This is a genomic window from Variovorax sp. Sphag1AA (genome assembly GCF_014192575.1).
Lineage (GTDB): Bacteria > Pseudomonadota > Gammaproteobacteria > Burkholderiales > Burkholderiaceae_C > Variovorax.
On the sequence record NZ_JACHYC010000002.1, the window covers coordinates 1,079,122 to 1,096,470 of the forward strand.

A 17,349-nucleotide genomic window follows, 5' to 3' on the forward strand; every position below is an offset into this window, starting at 1 on the left:
AGTTGCCGGGTTGGGGCGAATCGGTCAGGATTCCGCTTTGCCCACAACCTGCACAGCGCAATGAAACTGACCGTAGAAACCACCGTTTCCGCACCCATCGCCGAAGTCTGGCGCGCTTACACCACCCCTGAAGACATCAAGCAGTGGAATGCTGCGTCGGACGATTGGCACACCACGGCGGCCAGCGTGGATTTGCGCGAAGGCGGTGCCTTCTCGTCGCGCATGGAGGCCAAGGACGGCAGCATGGGCTTCGACTTCGCCGGGACCTACACGAAGATCGTGCCGCAGTCGCTGATCGAGTATTCCTTCGGCGACCGCACGGCGCAGGTCGAGTTCACCGACGGCCCGAATGGCGTCAAGGTGCGCGTGACGTTCGATGCAGAGACGACGTTCCCGGTTGAACAGCAGCAGCAAGGCTGGCAGGCGATCCTGCAGAACTTTGCGCGGCATGTGGAGGCGCGGCGCTAACGGCCGGCGCGACCAGCAAGCCCCGAGCGGCCTGCCTCACATCAGGTGAGGAGAAGCGAAACGCGGCTCTGTCCAGGAGGTAGTGGATGAAGCCCGTCGCAAAGCCCAAGGCCAGCAACACAGGCACGAAGGGCGACGAACGCAGCCACCATGCAGCCTGCCCGAAGATGCGGTCGGCATACACGTAGTCGTCGCTCACGGCCTCCACTTCCAGCAGTGGCAGCAGAAGGACGGAGGCGGTGGCAAGCACGAGCAGAACGGCCCAGCCGTGTCGATTGATGGGGGCCAGCAGGCGCTGCCCACGCGTGGTCGCGGCCTGGTCGCCGCCCGAGGCCGCAAGCGAGGTGAGGCCCATCGCGGCACTCCAGTGCTGCACGCTCCACAGCACGATGAATAGGAATGGATCGCGTGCGATGAAGGCCACGAGCACCATCGCCGTCAGGCTGAGGACATAGCCGATGCGCGGAAGCGAAGGGCGCCCCGAGCGAAGCTCCACCCCGAGCACGAGGCCCGTCAGGATCACCACGAGAGCGATGCCGCCATCGTGCAGTGTGCGCGCCAGCAAGTCCGACGCGAATTCGCCGAGCCACGGATCGATCCAGCGCTCCTGGAAGGCAATGGATCCCGTCAAGGCCTGGGCGACCACTACGAAGCCACCACCGACGATGAGCGCGAACCACCGGTCGAGCCGTCGCGCGTTCGGCGATGCCGCGCGTCCCGCCCGTCCGCGGTAGAGGCTGAGCAGGCCGAAGTGCTGGGCAGCGTAGTGGTGACTGACCAGCAGGAAGTCCAGCACCACCAACCAGAGGACGCGCTCCTCCAGCGGCATCGGAAGCACGCTCTCGGGCGCCAGCATCACCGCGAAGCACGCCACTGCGATGAGCACCGGAGCCACGACAAAGCGAAGCCGCTGCCGGGCGAGGAGGGGACGGTAGCCCGGCGTCGCGTAGGCAAGCCAGGCGGAGGACACACGGTGACCGAACCACAGCGGCACGGCGAGGACGAAGAACAGGCTATCGACAGGGCTGCTGCGTGCGTCCTCGTGTCCCTGCGCGAGCAGCAGTATCAGGGGCACCAGCCACAGTGGGTTCAGGATCCAGACGAGATCCCACGCTGGGTTCTTGATGCACCGCGTCGAGAGCGCGGGCGGTGCTTCTGTCCGAAGAGTCGGGCTCGCATCGGGCATATGAACCCCCATGTTGGAGTTGCAACCGCCGGCAGCATACGCCCGCATGCGCCTAGAGGTCGGCCAGCATCCCCGTCGAGGTCGCCTCGGCCGCCAGCTTGCCTTGCGCGTTGTAAAGCGACGCCTCAAGGAACGCGACCCGCTTGCCGCGCCGGATGACGCGCGCTTCGGTGCGCCCCTCGCCCGGCCCGACCTTCTCGTAGAAGCTGACCTTGATCTCGAGGCTGAAGACGGTCTGCTTGTGACCGGACTCGTGCATGACCGCATGCGCCATCGCGGCATCCAGCCACGCGGTGATGAAGCCGCCTTGCGCGATCGTCCCGTTGGTGTGGCAGTACTCGCGCCTCACCGTGAAGGCGGCGCTGAGCAGCTTGCGCTCGGGGTCCCAGCCGGTCACATGGAAATTGCCCATCGATTCGCTCAGCGCCTTGCCGGAGCGGATGCGTTCGTCGAGGTCGTCGTTCATGGAGGTTGCTCGTTGTTGGATGTGCAGCAGGTTAGCGCTTGATGGCACGCTTGAGATTGGCGCGTGCCGCCTCCTCGAAGCGCGCGCGCATCGGCCCGGTGAGGTAGAGCGGATCGCGAGCGAGAAACCCGGCAAGGATCTCGCGTCGCTTCGTCTCGAAGACATCGGCGGGCACATGCAGGTATTCGATGCGGATTTGCCTTTCGTACTCGGCAAAGCGATCGGGTGTCGCACCGAGGATCGCGAGGTCGATGTCGACCAGCAGCTGTGCATCGCCGCCTTCAGGTTGCGCGTCGTGGCGCGTTGCCAGGATCAGCGCGTGGACGCGATCCGCGGCTTCTTCCGAGACGCCTGATTCGAGCATCACGCGCCGTGCCCAGTCGGCGCTGCGTTCTTCGTTGTCATGTCGATGGACGTCGTAGACGGCATCGTGGAACCACAACGCGATCGCCACTTCGGCGGGGCGCTGCGCGGGCCTGTCGCGGCGCGCGTGCAGCAGTGCGAGGCATTCGCCGAGGTGCTGGAGCGTGTGATAGGCGCGATGGGCTTCGCAATGGGCGGCGAGCAATTCGTCCAGCAGGGCTTCGCTCGGCGACGCGACGTCAAGCGCGCGCCAGGCATTGATCCACGATTCGTGCAGTGCTGCCTCGTCCATCAGTTCTCCATCGCGGCGCGCACTTCGCGGCCGAGTTCGATCACCGACATCGCGTAGTAGCTGCTCCAGTTGTAGCGGGTGATGACGTAGAAGTTCTGCGTGCCCGCCACGTAGCTCGGTGTTTCGCCGCCGTTCTGCAGCTCGATCAGCGCGAGCAATCCCTTGAACCGCTGTGCGTCACCGTCGAGCACCGCACCACCCGCGACGAAGGCGTCGGCGCTGAAGGTGGGCACGATGTCGGGGCCCAGCAGCACGGCCTTCTGGAGCCGCGATTGGTCGAAGCTCACCGGAAAGATCGGCGGCATGCCCGGCTGCCAGCCGAACGCCTTGAAGTAGTTGGCCACGGAACCGATCACGTCGATCGGGTTGTTGACGAGGTCGATGCGGCCATCGCCGTCGTAGTCGACCGCGTACTTGGCAATGCTGCTGGGCATGAACTGCGGCATGCCCATCGCGCCGGCGTAGCTGCCGAGCGGAAGCAGGGGGTTCTCGTGGGTGCGGCTTTCGGTGCTCAGGAAGCTTTCGAGTTCGCCGCGGAAGAAGGCTTGCCGTTCGCTCGCGCGCGGATGCGCTTCGGGGAAGTCGAAAGCCAGAGTGGCGAGCGCATCGATCACGCGGAAGCTGCCCATGTTGCGTCCGTAGATCGTCTCGACGCCGATGATGCCGACGATGATCTCTGCGGGCACGCCGAACTCCGCCTCGGCCCGCGTCAGCGTGGCCGCGTTGTTGCGCCAGAAGCGCGTGCCGGCCTGGATGCGCACGGGGTCGATGAAGCGACTGCGATAGACGTACCAGTTCTTCGGTGTGCCAGTAGGAGCCGGCAGCATCAGGCGCGGGACGTTGGGCAGCAGCTTGGCGTTGCCGATCGTGGCGCGCGTCCATTCGCGGTCGAGGTTGCGGCGCGCGGCGATCTCGTCGGCGAACTGCATCGCATCTTCACGCGTGGCATACGGGATGCCGCGCGAAGGCGCGTTGCGTTTGTCAGGCGCTGCCTGTGCGGTTGACAGGGCACCGGGCAGAACGGTGGCGGCGGAAAGCAGGGCTGCGAAGAGTGCGTGGGACAGGGGGCGTGGCATCGCGTGGATTGTGCCGTCGGCGCGGCACGCATCGGATGAAGTTCACATGTGGTTTCAGCGGCGATCAGCGCGGCCAGGTGAGGCGGCGGAACTCCGCGCGCAGCATGGGCAGTGCAGCCGCCGGAGACTTCGCGTAGCGCTGCGCTTCGAGTCGCAGCAGCCAGTCCTGCGCCGCCTGCGCTTCGGTACCGAAGCGTTCGGCGAGGCGCGCGGCCATCTGGCGCGGCGGCGTGGCTTCGGGCACGTCGATGCCGGCCAGCTTCAGCCGCGCGCGAGCCTGCGCGAGCAAGCGCAGCCACGGGTCGTGCTGGCTGCGTTCCCACAGGGTCCAGCCGGCGCCCGCGAGGCTGGTGGCGACGAGCACCACCAGCAGCACAAGGATCAGGTCCTGCAGGCTCGGAGCCTCGAAGCCGATGTTCTTGAGCAGGTTGAGCTGCCGGCTCTGGGTGTAGTTGAGAACCCACTGGTTCCAGCCGTTGTTGATGGCTTCCCATGTGGCCCGCACGCTGAGCACGAGCGATGGTGTCATCGCCTCGATCGCTTCTGCAATGACCCCGGGTTGGGTCGCGAGGCGGCGGAACTGTCCGACGCGATCGGGCGAGATCGCGCCGGTCGGGTCGACGCGGGTCCAGCCCACACCGTCCAGCCAGACCTCGGCCCAGGCGTGGGCGTCGCTGTGGCGCAGCACCCAGTAGTTGTCGACCGAGTTGAGCTCGCCGCCCTGGTAGCCGGTCACGATGCGCGCGGGAATGTTCAGCGCGCGCATCAGCACCACGAAGGCCGAGGCGATGTGCTCGCAGAAGCCGGCCTTGGTGTCGAACCAGAACACGTCGGCGGTGTCGTCGCCGTAGACGCCGGGTTCGAGCGTGTACGAATAGCCGCCAGTGCGCAGCCGCTGCAGCACGTTCTGCACCAGTGCGCGCGGGGGCGCGCCGGCCAGCGCGGGGTCGCTTCGCATTTCGGCGGCGAGGGCGATGGTGCGCGGGTTTGTTCCGGGCGGCAACTGCACGTAGGGTTGCAGTGCGCCGGTGCGGCGCAGAGGGCCGTACTGGAACTCGGTGAAGCTCTCGGCGCGATAGCGCACGAGATCGCCCAGGGGGCGGTTGGCGAGCCACTGCAGGTCTGTTGTGCCGAATACCGTGTAGTCGGGCAGTTCCGGAGCATGGGGCGTGGCTTCGAGCGTCAGGAGCCACGGGCGGTTGGAAGGTTCGAGCGTGACTTCGTAGTTGACCGGTTCGCCGCGCGTCTGTAGATCAGGCGGGGGCAGTTGCCGCAGGAAAGGCGTCGCCTTCCACTCGCGGCCGTCGAACTGCGACAGCACCGGGCCGCGGAAATAGAGGCTTGATCGCGCCGGGATGCGGTCGCCGTCGAACTTGATGCGCGCGGCGATGCCGTCGTCCAGCGCCAGCTCCGCGATGGTGCCGACGCGCATCGTGCCCGACAGGCCGGTGCGCCCGGCCATCGCATCGCCAGGCATGCCCCAAAGCGGCGCCATGCGCGGGAACAGCATGAACAGCACCACCATGATGGGCGCGCCCAGCAGCGCCATCCACCCTGCGGTGCGCGCCGCCTGCGCCAACGGCGGCCGTCCGACGGGCATGTGGGCGTTGACCAGCGCGGTCAGCAAACCCAGCAGCGCGAGCAGCATCGCGAACGCAGTCGGCAGGGATTGCGAATAGAAGAAGTTCGTGAGCATCGTGAAGAAGCCCAGGAAGAAGATGACGAACGCATCGCGCCGCGCGCGGAGTTCCAGCGTCTTGAGCGCAAGCAGAATCACGATGAGCGTCACGCCCGCATCGCGTCCGAGCAGCGTGCGGTGTGTGGCATAGGTTGCGATGAGCGTGATTGCGAGCAGTGCGACGCGCCACCACTTGCTGGGCAGCGGTCTGGCCTGCACCGCGAGCGTGCCGCGCCAGACGAGCACGATGGCCGCGAGCATGGTGCACCACCAGGGCAGGTTCGGCACCTGGGGCAGGAGGATGAGGCCGATGACCGACAGCAGGAAGAGCGTGTCCCGCGCGTCCCTCGGCAGGGCCAGGAGCTTGCTCAGCATAGGGCGAGCGCCTCCAGGCATTGCCGCTTGTGCGCCTCACCTTGCGACGGCTGGACGGTGCGGCCACCGGCACGCAGGCCGTAGTCCACGCCGAGGTGGTCGGCCATCAGCACCCATGCGCAGATGCGTGAAAGGCGCGCTTCGGCATCGGACAGGCCGGCGTGCTGCGTGTCGAGCCAGAGCTGCGAGCGCTGGGCCTGCAAGGTGTCGCGGCTGACCAGTTCGTCGGAGCCTGCTGCCTGCGCTTGCGCGGCGCGCTTCCAGACCACGAGCTTGAGCGAATCACCGCGGCGGTACGGGCGCACGCCGTCGTATTCGCCGGCGATGTGCGCGCGCATCGACATGGCCGCGCTGGGTCCGTCCAGTGGTTCGGCTTCGGGCAGAGGCGGTGGGTTGGGTTCGGGCGCGGGATAGACGAGCACCTGCGAGGCCGGGCGCCAGATCGTCCAGACGCGGAAGGTGCCGAGCGGGAAGCGCGTTTCCGCCGTCAGCGTGGGCACGGCATGCAGACCGCGTCGCTCGGGCTTGAAGGCAACTTCGACCGTCGCACTGCCTTGCGCGGGAACATCGCTCCAGGACCATTGCCCGCTGCGATGTACGGCGAAGCCGATGCCATAGCGCGTGCTACGGCGCGCATTGGTGAGCACGATGCGGAACACTGCCGCCGAGCCCGCGTATTGCGGCTCCGGCGGCATGAGCCGCATCGCGAGGCCGCGCAAGGTGCCATGGCACACATGCATGCCGACCGCCACGCAGCCCGCGAGCAGGAAGGTCAGCAGATAGCCAAGGTTGAGCTGGTAGTTGATCGAGCCGACCAGCAGGACCAGCAGGGTCGCGGCGAGCATCCACCCGGCCCGTGTCGGCAGGATGTAGACGTTGCGTTGGGTGAGTTCGAGCGTGTCGGACGGCGCTCGCCGTGACACAAACCACTGGTCGATCCGGGATCGCAGCGACGCGAACGGATGCACGCCCCACCTGCGAGCGGGCGCCGGCGAGCTCACGGCAAGGGTACCGCCGCGATCATGGCGCGCACCTGCTCGACCGCGCCGCGGCCCGCGTCACCGACTGGCGTGAGGCGGTGGGCGATCGTTTGCGGCAGCACTGCCTGCACATCGTCGGGTGCCACGTAGTCGCGGTTGGCGAGTAGCGCCTGCGCCTTGGCTGCCCGCAGCACCGCAATGCCTGCGCGCGGCGAAAGCCCCTGCAGGAACCAGCGGCCGGAACGCGTGGCGGCGATCAGATCCTGCACGTAGTTGAGCAGCGGCTCGGCCGCATGGACCTGCAGCACACGCTGTTGCAGCGCAGTCAACTCGCCGGCGGTGAGCAGGGCGGGCAGTCCCGCGAGCAGGTCGCGCCGGTCGGCACCGGCCAGCAACTCGCGCTCGGCCGCGCGATCGGGGTAGCCGAGCGAGATGCGCATCAGGAAGCGGTCGAGCTGGGATTCGGGCAGCGCGAAGGTCCCGAGTTGCTCGTGCGGGTTCTGTGTGGCAATGACGAAGAAGGGCGTCGGCAACGGGCGGGTTTCGCCTTCGACGGTCACCTGCTTTTCCTCCATGGCTTCGAGGAGGGCGCTTTGTGTCTTGGGGCTGGCGCGGTTGATTTCGTCTGCGAGCAGCACCTGGGCAAAGATGGGGCCGGGGTGGAACACGAAGCTCTGCTGCCCGCGGTCGTAGATCGCGACGCCCGACAGGTCGCCCGGCATCAGGTCGGCGGTGAACTGGACGCGTGAGAACTGCAGGCCGAAGGTGTGCGACAGCGCATGCGCCAGCGTTGTCTTGCCGACGCCGGGCACGTCCTCGATCAGCAGGTGGCCGCCGGCCAGAAGACAGGCCACGCAGTCGCGTACCTGGGCCTCTTTGCCTACGATCACCGTGTTAAGCTGCCCGAGCAAACTGGCGAGCTTCGCGGCAACGTCCATTTTTGTATCCATATGCAAACCATACCCTAAGCCTTGCGGCCCTTCGTACGCAAGGCCTTGGCGCAGAAGAACCCATGGGCAAAACCGGCTACTTCACACACCGCGACTGCTGGAGACACGAGATGGGGCAGGGGCATCCGGAATGCCCCCAGAGACTCGATGCCATCGAGGACCGGCTGCTCGTCACCGGCGTCGGCGACGCACTCGAGCGCGGCGAGGTGCCTCTGGCGACGCTGCCGCAAATCACCCGCGCGCACAGCGTGGCGCATATGGAGCATCTCGAAGCGCTGAGCCAGCGCCTCGTCGAGGACGAGCCGGCCGGCGGTCCGGACCATGCGCAGATCGATCCCGACACCTCGATGAACCGCTTCACCGTGCTGGCTGCTCGCCGCGCCGCCGGGGCGGCGATTGCGGCGACGGATGCGGTGATTGCAGGGCAGCTCGACAACGCCTTCTGCGCGGTGCGCCCGCCCGGCCATCACGCCTGCCGCGACAAGGCGATGGGCTTCTGCTTCTACAACAACGTCGCGATCGCGGCGCGCCATGCGCTCGAACAGCATGGGCTGGAGCGGGTCGCGATCGTCGATTTCGACGTGCACCACGGCAACGGCACCGAGGACATCCTGAGCAACGACCCGCGCGTGCTCATGGTGGGCATCTTCCAGCACCCCTTCTATCCCTACAGCGGCACGGACCACCCGGCGCCGAACATGCTCAACCTGCCGGTGCCGGCCTACACGCGCGGCATGGACGTTCGCGAGCTCATCGAGGCGTGCTGGATGCCGCGCCTCGAAGAATTCAAGCCGCAGATGATCTTCGTGAGCGCGGGCTTCGATGCGCATCGCGACGACGATCTCGGCCAACTCAAACTCAACGAAAACGATTTCGGTTGGATCACCAGCCGCATCGTCGATGTGGCGCGCCGCCATGCGCAGGGCCGCATCGTTTCAATGCTTGAAGGCGGCTACAACCTCGATGCGCTGGCGCGCAGCGTCGAAGAACATCTGAGGGTGCTGGCCGATTTGTAGATCGATGGATTTCAGCACCCTTACCTTTACCCAGAAACTCAGTCAGGTCGAAGCGCGCAGCCTCTCGATCGAATTCGCCATCCTCATCGCCTGCGTGGCAGTCGCATGGGGCGTCTGTCGCTGGTTCGGACGTGATCAGCCGAAGGATTCCATCTGGTTCGGCGTTCGCATCTTCGACGGGCTGCTGTTTCCGCTGCTCGCACTGCTTTTCACGGACCTGGCTCGGCGCGGCGTGCTGACCTTCCAGCCGGTCCTGCTGCTGCGGATCGCGGTATCGGTCTTCGTTTCGCTGGCGGTGATCCGCTTCTTCGCGCGGGTGTTGCGGGCGGTATTCCCGGCCTCGGCGATGGCGCGCCTGCTGGAGCGCACCATCTCGTGGATCGCGTGGATCGGCGCGATCCTCTGGATCGTTGGATTGCTGCCACCAGTGCTGGCGGAGTTGGACGAAATCACGCTCGCCTTCGGGCGTACGCGCATCAGTCTGCGAACCATCCTCGACGGGGCGCTCTCGGCAGGGCTGGTGCTGGCAATCGCGTTGTGGATCTCGTCGACGATCGAAAAACGCATCCTGAGCGAGGCGGTGAACGATCTCTCGATGCGCAAGGTGGCGTCGAATGCGATCCGCGCCTTCCTGTTGCTGATCGGCCTGCTGTTTGCGCTGTCCGCGGTCGGGGTGGATCTGACGGCGCTGTCGGTGCTTGGTGGCGCGCTGGGCGTCGGCCTTGGCTTCGGCCTGCAGAAACTTGCGGCCAATTACGTGAGCGGCTTCGTGATTCTTCTGGAGCGGTCGATACGCATTGGCGACAACGTGCGCGTCGACGGCTTCGAGGGACGCATCACTGACATCAAGACGCGCTACACGCTGGTGAGGGCAGGCAACGGGCGCGAATCGATCGTGCCGAATGAATCGCTGATCACGAGCCGCGTGGAGAACCTCTCGCAGGCGGATCTCAAGTTCAACATCCAGACGAACATCATCGTTGGCTACGACAGTGACGTGGAGAAGGTGCAGTCCATTCTCCTGAGTGCGGCCAAGTCGCAGGCGCGGGTCATGGCCGACCCGGCCCCGGTGGCCTTCCTGCTGAATTTCGTGCCCGACGGATTAGAGTTCAACCTCAATTTTTGGGTGTCCGACCCCGACAAGGGGCGGGACAACCTTCGCTCGGCGATCAACATCGCCATTCTCGAAGGGCTGCGTTCGGCGGGTATCACCATCGCCAATCCGCAGCGGGTGGTTCGCGTCGCATCGTTACCTTCTGATGCTTCGCCTTTGCCAATTGCCCATCTATAATTACGAAAAAAGCACGATCGTTCGATTTTTCTCCGCGCCCACTATCAAGGCGCAACCCCTGTCTGAAATGAACACTTCGCGCAGGGCCCGGTGCCTAAAATCATCGGCTGCCCTGTACATCTCCCGGTTTCGCAATTCAATGGAGTCAAGCCAATGAAGATCCTGGTCCCCGTCAAGCGGGTCGTCGACTACAACGTGAAGGTGCGCGTGAAGAGCGACGGCACCGGTGTGGACATTGCCAATGTGAAGATGAGCATGAACCCCTTCGACGAGATTGCCGTCGAAGAGGCTGTTCGGCTCAAGGAGAAGGGTGTTGCCACCGAAGTCATCGCCGTGTCCTGCGGCGATGCCAAGTGCCAGGAGACGCTGCGCACCGCGATGGCCATCGGTGCCGATCGCGGCATCCTCGTTGAATCGGCGGAAGAACTTCAGCCTCTCGCCGTTGCCAAGTTGCTCAAGGCCTTGGTCGACAAGGAGCAACCCGGTCTGGTGATCCTCGGCAAGCAGGCCATCGACGACGACAACAACCAGACCGGCCAGATGCTCGCTGCCCTGGCTGATCTCCCGCAAGCCACCTTCGCCTCCAAGGTCGAAGTCGCTGGCGACAAGGTCAGCGTTACCCGCGAAGTGGATGGCGGCCTCGAAACCCTGTCCCTCTCGCTCCCCGCAGTCATCACTTCCGACCTGCGCCTGAATGAGCCGCGCTACGTGACGCTGCCCAACATCATGAAGGCCAAGAAGAAGCAGCTCGACACGGTGACCCCGGCGGATCTGGGCGTGGACGCAGCTCCGCGCCTGAAGACCCTCAAGGTCGCAGAGCCTCCCAAGCGCGGTGCTGGCATCAAGGTGCCCGATGTCGCAGCGCTGGTGGACAAGCTGAAGAACGAAGCCAAGGTGATCTGAGGAAGACTGTCATGACCGTACTTGTTATTGCCGAACACGACCACGCCACCCTCAAGCCGGCGACCCTGAACACCGTGACTGCAGGCATTGCCTGCCAGAGCGGCGATGTGCATGTCCTCGTGGCGGGTGCCAATGCTGCAGAAGCCGGCAAGGCCGCCTCTCAAGTGGCTGGCGTTGCCAAGGTGATCGTGGCGGATAGCCCGAGCTTGGCGGAGAACCTCGCCGAGAACGTTGCGGCGCAAGTTCTCGCGATCGCCAAGAACTACAGCCACATCCTGTTCCCGGCCACCGCCAACGGCAAGAATGTGGCTCCCCGAGTGGCCGCCAAGCTGGATGTGGCCCAGATCAGCGACATCACCAAGGTGGACAGCGCCGACACCTTCGAGCGCCCGATCTACGCCGGTAACGCCATTGCGACCGTGCAGAGCGCGGACCCGATCAAGGTCATCACCGTGCGTACGACCGGCTTCGACGCCGCGGCAGCGACCGGCGGCAGCGCTGCAGTCGAAAACGCAGAAGGCGTCGCCGACAGCGGCAAGAGCAGCTTCGTGGGCCGCGAAGTCACCAAGAGCGATCGCCCCGAATTGACCGCCGCCAAGATCATCGTCTCGGGTGGCCGAGCCCTCGGCAGCGCCGAGAAGTTCAACGAAGTGATGACGCCCCTGGCGGACAAGCTCGGTGCAGCACTGGGAGCCAGCCGTGCAGCCGTGGACGCAGGCTACGCCCCCAACGACTGGCAGGTCGGCCAGACCGGCAAGATCGTCGCCCCCCAGCTGTACATCGCCGCAGGCATCTCCGGCGCCATCCAGCACCTTGCAGGCATGAAGGACTCCAAGGTCATCGTCGCCATCAACAAGGACGAAGAGGCCCCGATCTTCTCGGTGGCCGACTACGGCCTCGTGGCCGATCTGTTCACGGCCGTGCCGGAACTCGTCAAGGCGCTCTGATCCACTTCAGATAGCTGTTTGAACCCAAAAGGGGCATCGTTTTTCGATGCCCTTTTTCACGTCGGTTCGCATCAGGCCCGAGGGCCACAGGAGAGACAACATGAGCTACACCGCTCCCATCAAGGACATGCTGTTCGACATCGAGCACCTCGCGGACATCGCGAAGGTGTCGCAGATGCCGGGCCTCGAGGAAGCCGGCCTCGAAACCGCGCAGGCCGTGCTCGAAGAGTGCGCGCGCTTCAACCAGGACGTGATCGCACCGCTGAATGTGGAAGGCGATCGCAATCCTTCGTCGTTCAAGGATGGCAAGGTCACGACCACGCCCGGCTTCAAGGAAGCCTTTGCGCAGTACGTCGCAGGCGGATGGCAGGGGCTGCAGCACCCCACGGATTTCGCAGGTCAGGGCCTGCCCAAGACGATCGGCGCGGCCTGCGTCGAGATGCTGAACTCGGCCAACATGAGCTTCGCGCTGTGCCCGCTGCTCACCGATGGCGCAACCGAGGCTCTGCTGACCGCAGGTTCGGACGAACTGAAGGCCGTCTATCTCGAAAAGCTCGTCAGCGGCCATTGGACCGGCACGATGAACCTCACCGAGCCGCAGGCCGGCAGCGATCTCGCGCTGGTGCGCAGCCGCGCGGAGCCGCAGCCTGATGGCACCTACAAGGTGTTCGGTACGAAGATCTTCATCACCTACGGTGAGCACGACATGGCCGAGAACATCGTCCACCTCGTGCTGGCCCGCGTGAGCGGCGCGCCCGAAGGCGTGAAGGGCATCAGCCTGTTCGTGGTGCCGAAGTTCCTCGTGAACAAGGATGGCTCGCTGGGTGCGCGCAACGATGTGCACTGCGTGAGCATCGAGCACAAGCTGGGCATCAAGGCCTCGCCGACCGCAGTGCTGCAGTACGGCGACCACGGCGGCGCCATTGGCTATCTGGTCGGCGAAGAGAACCGCGGCCTCGAGTACATGTTCATCATGATGAACTCGGCCCGCTACGCCGTGGGCATGCAGGGCATCGCGATTGCCGAGCGTGCGTACCAGCACGCAGTGGCCTACGCGAAGGAGCGCGTGCAGAGCCGCCCGGTCGATGGCTCGATCAACGCAAGCGCGGCGATCATCCATCACCCCGACATCAAGCGCATGCTGATGACGATGCGTGCCTACACCGAGGGCTGCCGCGCCATGGCGATGACGGCTGCTGCGGCTTACGACGCGGCGCACCATCATCCCGATGCGGACACGCGCAAGCAGAACCAGGCCTTCTATGAATTCCTCGTGCCGCTGGTCAAGGGCTACAGCACCGAGATGAGCCTGGAGGTGGCCTCGCTGGGCGTGCAGGTGCACGGCGGCATGGGCTTCATCGAGGAAACCGGTGCGGCGCAGTATCTGCGTGACGCCAAGATCCTGACGATCTACGAGGGCACGACGGCGATCCAGGCGAACGACCTCGTTGGCCGCAAGACCGCGCGTGACGGCGGACAAGTCGGGAAGGCGATCGCCGCGCAGATCGAGAAGACCGAAGCCGAGCTCGCCAAGCGCGACAGCGCCGATGCGAAGGCCGTACTGAAGAGCCTGAAGGCTGCGCGCCAGGCCTTCGTCGACGTGGTTGGCTTCGTCGCCGGGCAGACCAAGGCGTCGCCCAACGCGGTGTTCGCGGGCAGCGTGCCCTACCTGATGCTCGCGGGCAATCTGGTGGCGGGCTGGCAGCTTGCGCGTTCGCTGCTCATCGCGGAAGACCTCGCCAAGGCGGGCACCGACGTGCCTTTCATGAAGGCGAAGATCGCGACGGCGCGCTTCTACGCGGAGCACATCCTGAACAAGGCGCCCGGCGTGCGCGACAGCATCGTCGACGGCGCGGAAAGCGTGACCGCCCTGGCGCTCGAAGCGTTCTGACGCGCTGGCTCGTGTCGCGCAACGGACCGTTGCGGCACGCGCCTCCTTCTATAAATCCGACTCTGCCGTTTCATTCTTTTTTCGGAGACACCATGTCCAAGCTGCCGCCCGTGCTCGCCAACCTGCCATTGCCGATCATCGGTTCGCCGTTGTTCATCATCAGCAACCCCAAGCTCGTGATTGCCCAGTGCAAGGCCGGCGTAGTCGGCTCGATGCCCGCGCTCAATGCACGGCCTGCGTCGCAACTCGAAGACTGGCTCGCCGAGATCACCGAGGAACTCGCCGCCTACAACAAGGCGAACCCGGACAAGCCGGCCGCGCCGTTCGCGATCAACCAGATCGTGCACAAGAGCAATGACCGCCTTGAGCACGACATGGAACTGGTCGTGAAGTACAAGGTGCCGATCGTCATTACCTCGTTGGGCGCCCGCACCGACGTCAACGACGCGGTGCACAGCTACGGCGGCGTGACGATGCACGACATCATCAACAACGCCTTCGCGAAGAAGGCGATCGAGAAGGGCGCCGACGGCCTGATCGCAGTCGCCGCCGGTGCCGGCGGGCACGCGGGCATCAAGAGCCCGTTCGCTCTGGTGCAGGAGATCCGCCAGTGGTTCGATGGTCCACTCGCACTGTCGGGTTCCATCGCCAACGGCGCGGCCGTGCTGGCCGCGCAGGCCATGGGCGCGGACTTCGCCTACATCGGCACCGCCTTCATCGCGACCGAGGAAGCGCGGGCGAGCGCCGAATACAAGCAGGCCATCGTCGAAGGTTCGTCGGACGATATCGTCTACTCGAACCTGTTCACGGGCGTGCACGGCAACTACCTGGCGCCGAGCATCGTGGCCGCTGGCATGGACCCGGCCAATCTGCCGCAGGGCGACCTCAAGACCATGAACTTCGGCGGCGGCGATAGCGCCAAGAAGGCCTGGAAGGACATCTGGGGCTCGGGGCAGGGCATCGGCGCGGTGACCGAGGTCGGCACCGCGGCGAGCTTCGTCGAGAAGCTCAAGCGCGAGTACCAGGAAGCGCGCAGCCGTCTTGCACTCTGAAGCAGGGGTCATGGATCGCGCCGCGCCAGCGGCGAAGCGCGCCGCGAGTCGCATGCCGCTGCTGGATGCGGTGAAGGGACTCGCGTGTCTGCTGATCGTCGGCCATCACCTCTCTCGCTACGGCCCGCTGCCTGAAGGCGCGGCTTCGCTGGCGCCTGGCGTCTTCGACTGGCTGTCTCAATACGGGCGGCTGGCGGTGCAGGTGTTCCTGGTGCTGGCGGGCTTTCTCGCCGCGGGCAGCCTCGCGCCCGACGGAACGCTTCGCATCGACCGGCCCTTGGTCAGGATCTTCCAGCGATACGGCCGCCTCGTGATGCCGTATCTGGCCGCGCTGACTTTCAGCGTGATCGTTGCCGCGCTCGTGCGGCCCTGGCTGGACGATGAGGTGGTGCCTGGACCGCCGGTGATGGCGCAACTGATCGCGCATGGCCTGCTGCTGCAGGACCTGCTGGGTTTCGAGGCGCTGTCCACCGGTGTGTGGTACGTGGCGATCGACTTCCAGCTCTTCGTGTTGGCATTGGCCGCGATCGGCGTATCAGAGGTGCTTCAGCGTCGCTGGGCCATGCGCCCGGAGACCTCGCGCTGGCTGATGGCGGCATTCGTGTTCCTGCTCGTGGTGTCGTCGCTGGCTGTGTTCAACCGGCACGCGGAACTCGATACGACTGCGCTGTATTTCTTCGGCTCGTATGGCCTCGGCATGTTCGTGTTCTGGATGGGGCGCGTGTCCCGACGCAGGACGTGGGGCTTCGCGGTGGTGCTGCTTGCGCTGCTCGGGGCCGCGGCCTTGGCACTCGACTGGCGCAGCCGGATCGCGACCGCATGGGTCACCGCGTTGGCGGTGGCGATCATCCAGCACCTCGACGGCCTCAAGCCCTCGGCGTGGCCCGCAGTCGGCGAGCCGCTGGTGCGCCTGGGGCGCATCTCGTATTCGCTGTTCCTCATCCACTTCCCGGTGCTGCTGCTTGTGAGCGCAGTGGTGAGCCATTTCATGCGCGTCACGCCATGGATCGGCATGGGCGGTCTGCTCGCGACCGTTGCGCTGTCGATCGGGGCCGCGGTCGTGCTCTATCGCTTCGTTGAATCGCGACCGGCGACCTGGCGCGGTGTGCTCGGTCTGTTCGCAGGCCTTCTGGTCTGCGGTGCGGTGGTTTCGCTGATCTCTGCCTAGGCGCGGCCCAGCGCGCTGGCGTAGTGCTCGGTGAACTGCCGGGCGACCGAGTCCCAGTCGTAGCGCTTGGCGGTGGATTGCGCGGCCTCCGACATCGTTCGGCATTGCCCTTCGTCCAGGGACGTGATGCGGCGCACCACCTCAAGGTCCTTCGCACCACCGTCGAAGCGCAGGAAGTAGCCGTTGACCCCGGACTCCACGAATCCGTTGATCGGCTCCATGTCGCGGCAGATCACGATCTTGCCCGCGGCCATCGCTTCGAGAATGCCCACGCCGAAGCCTTCGTACTCGCTGCCTGTGATGAAGACCGTGCGCTGCTGCAGTTCCGCGATCAGCCGATCGTCCTCGATGTAGGGATGCAGCCGCACAGAATCGCCCAACCGCAGCGATTCGATCTTGGCCTTGAAGCTCTCGCCGAGGTGGTCGAAGTCCGGACCCGCGATGAGCAGGTCGATGGCGATGCCGCTGTCCCGCGCGAGGGCAACGGCGTCGATCACCGCGTCGATGCGCTTGTTGCGCGACCAGCGGCCCCAGTAGATCCATCGCGTCGGATCCGGCGTGCCGGTCGTGCGGCCACCTTGAAACTTCGCGTACGCGATGCCGTTCTCGGCCTTGTGGACCTGCCTGGAAAAATGCCCGAAGTAGTCCGCGTCCGATTCGCTGACCGCGAGCACGCGCTTGTAGTGCTTGAGCAGCGGACGCATCAGGAAATGCTCGTGCACCCACTTGAAGGCTCGCAGCTTGCGCGTGTGCCGGAAGCCGCCATGCGTGCTCAGGATCGCGGGAATGCGGCGGCACTGCAGAAGAACGTTGCCGGTGAGCATCATGAGCTGCGGATCGTGCACGTGCAGCAGGTCATAGCCGGATGCGAGTTCGCCGAAGCCGCGCGCATAGCCAAGCAGGCGGTTGCCTGACACGGGAATGCAATAGACGTCGATGCCGTCCACGCGGTTCACGGAGAACGCCGTGTGCTTGGGCGACACATGCGCCACGTCCACTTGCGTGCCGTTTTCGGAAATGCGTGTGGCCAGTTCGCGAACCACGGATTCGATCCCGCCCACTTCAGGGAAGTACGTAGGCGTGATGGAAAGGATCTTCAATTGGCTTTCTCCGTTGATGGCAGCTAGCTTAGCTGTTGACTCATGGGGGATTTGTCATCCCGCCGGCCGAGTTTGGCTTCAAGATGAGCGTCGCAGTGCGACTTCTCTTATGATTGCTGAGTTTTCAGTAAATACTGAAATTTCAAA

General features: G+C 65.3%; 16 protein-coding genes. 8 read left to right on the forward strand and 8 right to left on the reverse strand.

The window, feature by feature from the left end:
- The first annotated feature begins 60 nt into the window (after positions 1-60).
- The gene (locus tag FHW64_RS11705) at positions 61-468 is read left to right on the forward strand and encodes an SRPBCC family protein (protein ID WP_184526174.1); all 408 of its coding nucleotides are present in this window, start codon (positions 61-63) and stop codon (positions 466-468) included.
- Here FHW64_RS11705 and FHW64_RS11710 read toward each other — a convergent pair.
- The 7 genes from FHW64_RS11710 to FHW64_RS11740 all read right to left on the reverse strand — a co-directional run bounded on the left by FHW64_RS11710 (position 356) and on the right by FHW64_RS11740 (position 7,822).
- Positions 356-1,654 (reverse strand): hypothetical protein, encoded by a 1,299-nt coding sequence (locus FHW64_RS11710; protein ID WP_260303744.1) that lies wholly within the window; start codon positions 1,652-1,654, stop codon positions 356-358. The genes FHW64_RS11705 and FHW64_RS11710 overlap by 113 nt on opposite strands.
- A 52-nt stretch (positions 1,655-1,706) precedes the next feature.
- Positions 1,707-2,120: a PaaI family thioesterase gene (locus FHW64_RS11715; protein WP_184526176.1), complete on the reverse strand. Its 414-nt coding sequence runs from the start codon at positions 2,118-2,120 to the stop codon at positions 1,707-1,709.
- A 31-nt stretch (positions 2,121-2,151) separates the two neighbouring features.
- On the reverse strand, positions 2,152-2,775 hold the full coding sequence (locus FHW64_RS11720) for an N-methyl-D-aspartate receptor NMDAR2C subunit (protein ID WP_184526178.1): 624 nt from the start codon (positions 2,773-2,775) through the stop codon (positions 2,152-2,154).
- Entirely contained in the window at positions 2,775-3,851 is a 1,077-nt protein-coding gene (mltB, locus tag FHW64_RS11725; protein WP_184526180.1) for a lytic murein transglycosylase B, read from the reverse strand. Before mltB ends, FHW64_RS11720 begins: the two co-directional genes overlap by 1 nt.
- Before the next feature lie 64 nt (positions 3,852-3,915).
- The gene (locus tag FHW64_RS11730; RefSeq protein WP_184526182.1) at positions 3,916-5,904 is read right to left on the reverse strand and encodes a DUF3488 and transglutaminase-like domain-containing protein; all 1,989 of its coding nucleotides are present in this window, start codon (positions 5,902-5,904) and stop codon (positions 3,916-3,918) included.
- Positions 5,898-6,872 (reverse strand): DUF58 domain-containing protein, encoded by a 975-nt coding sequence (locus FHW64_RS11735; protein ID WP_184526184.1) that lies wholly within the window; start codon positions 6,870-6,872, stop codon positions 5,898-5,900. Before FHW64_RS11735 ends, FHW64_RS11730 begins: the two co-directional genes overlap by 7 nt.
- Positions 6,873-6,901: 29 nt before the next feature.
- Positions 6,902-7,822: a MoxR family ATPase gene (locus tag FHW64_RS11740; RefSeq protein ID WP_184526186.1), complete on the reverse strand. Its 921-nt coding sequence runs from the start codon at positions 7,820-7,822 to the stop codon at positions 6,902-6,904.
- A 74-nt stretch (positions 7,823-7,896) separates the two neighbouring features.
- On the opposite strand from FHW64_RS11740, the gene FHW64_RS11745 reads away from it, so the two are divergent.
- The 7 genes from FHW64_RS11745 to FHW64_RS11775 all read left to right on the forward strand — a co-directional run bounded on the left by FHW64_RS11745 (position 7,897) and on the right by FHW64_RS11775 (position 16,102).
- On the forward strand, positions 7,897-8,850 hold the full coding sequence (locus FHW64_RS11745) for a histone deacetylase family protein (protein ID WP_184526188.1): 954 nt from the start codon (positions 7,897-7,899) through the stop codon (positions 8,848-8,850).
- Between the two features lie 4 nt (positions 8,851-8,854).
- Positions 8,855-10,141, forward strand: coding sequence for a mechanosensitive ion channel family protein (locus FHW64_RS11750; protein WP_184526190.1), 1,287 nt, complete (start codon positions 8,855-8,857; stop codon positions 10,139-10,141).
- Positions 10,142-10,294: 153 nt separating this feature from the next.
- Positions 10,295-11,044, forward strand: coding sequence for an electron transfer flavoprotein subunit beta/FixA family protein (locus tag FHW64_RS11755; protein WP_184526191.1), 750 nt, complete (start codon positions 10,295-10,297; stop codon positions 11,042-11,044).
- 11 nt (positions 11,045-11,055) lie between these two features.
- Entirely contained in the window at positions 11,056-11,991 is a 936-nt protein-coding gene (locus FHW64_RS11760; protein WP_184526193.1) for an electron transfer flavoprotein subunit alpha/FixB family protein, read from the forward strand.
- A 100-nt stretch (positions 11,992-12,091) separates the two neighbouring features.
- The gene (locus FHW64_RS11765; RefSeq protein WP_184526195.1) at positions 12,092-13,882 is read left to right on the forward strand and encodes an acyl-CoA dehydrogenase; all 1,791 of its coding nucleotides are present in this window, start codon (positions 12,092-12,094) and stop codon (positions 13,880-13,882) included.
- Positions 13,883-13,974: 92 nt separating this feature from the next.
- The gene (locus FHW64_RS11770; protein WP_184526196.1) at positions 13,975-14,934 is read left to right on the forward strand and encodes a nitronate monooxygenase family protein; all 960 of its coding nucleotides are present in this window, start codon (positions 13,975-13,977) and stop codon (positions 14,932-14,934) included.
- A gap of 10 nt (positions 14,935-14,944) precedes the next feature.
- On the forward strand, positions 14,945-16,102 hold the full coding sequence (locus FHW64_RS11775) for an acyltransferase (protein WP_260303745.1): 1,158 nt from the start codon (positions 14,945-14,947) through the stop codon (positions 16,100-16,102).
- Here the strand turns inward: FHW64_RS11775 and FHW64_RS11780 are convergent.
- Positions 16,099-17,202, reverse strand: a complete 1,104-nt coding sequence (locus FHW64_RS11780) for a glycosyltransferase family 4 protein (RefSeq protein WP_184526198.1) — start codon at positions 17,200-17,202, stop codon at positions 16,099-16,101. The genes FHW64_RS11775 and FHW64_RS11780 overlap by 4 nt on opposite strands.
- Positions 17,203-17,349: the final 147 nt, after the last annotated feature.

Bases quoted from the DNA above. Each gene is read 5' to 3' on its own strand.
- FHW64_RS11705 (WP_184526174.1), top strand. From the start codon at position 61: ATGAAACTGACCGTAGAAACCACCGTTTCCGCACCCATCGCCGAAGTC.
- FHW64_RS11710 (WP_260303744.1), bottom strand. From the start codon at position 1,654: ATGCCCGATGCGAGCCCGACTCTTCGGACAGAAGCACCGCCCGCGCTC.
- FHW64_RS11715 (WP_184526176.1), bottom strand. From the start codon at position 2,120: ATGAACGACGACCTCGACGAACGCATCCGCTCCGGCAAGGCGCTGAGC.
- FHW64_RS11720 (WP_184526178.1), bottom strand. From the start codon at position 2,775: ATGGACGAGGCAGCACTGCACGAATCGTGGATCAATGCCTGGCGCGCG.
- mltB (WP_184526180.1), bottom strand. From the start codon at position 3,851: ATGCCACGCCCCCTGTCCCACGCACTCTTCGCAGCCCTGCTTTCCGCC.
- FHW64_RS11730 (WP_184526182.1), bottom strand. From the start codon at position 5,904: ATGCTGAGCAAGCTCCTGGCCCTGCCGAGGGACGCGCGGGACACGCTC.
- FHW64_RS11740 (WP_184526186.1), bottom strand. From the start codon at position 7,822: ATGGACGTTGCCGCGAAGCTCGCCAGTTTGCTCGGGCAGCTTAACACG.
- FHW64_RS11745 (WP_184526188.1), top strand. From the start codon at position 7,897: ATGGGCAAAACCGGCTACTTCACACACCGCGACTGCTGGAGACACGAG.
- FHW64_RS11750 (WP_184526190.1), top strand. From the start codon at position 8,855: ATGGATTTCAGCACCCTTACCTTTACCCAGAAACTCAGTCAGGTCGAA.
- FHW64_RS11755 (WP_184526191.1), top strand. From the start codon at position 10,295: ATGAAGATCCTGGTCCCCGTCAAGCGGGTCGTCGACTACAACGTGAAG.
- FHW64_RS11760 (WP_184526193.1), top strand. From the start codon at position 11,056: ATGACCGTACTTGTTATTGCCGAACACGACCACGCCACCCTCAAGCCG.
- FHW64_RS11765 (WP_184526195.1), top strand. From the start codon at position 12,092: ATGAGCTACACCGCTCCCATCAAGGACATGCTGTTCGACATCGAGCAC.
- FHW64_RS11770 (WP_184526196.1), top strand. From the start codon at position 13,975: ATGTCCAAGCTGCCGCCCGTGCTCGCCAACCTGCCATTGCCGATCATC.
- FHW64_RS11775 (WP_260303745.1), top strand. From the start codon at position 14,945: ATGGATCGCGCCGCGCCAGCGGCGAAGCGCGCCGCGAGTCGCATGCCG.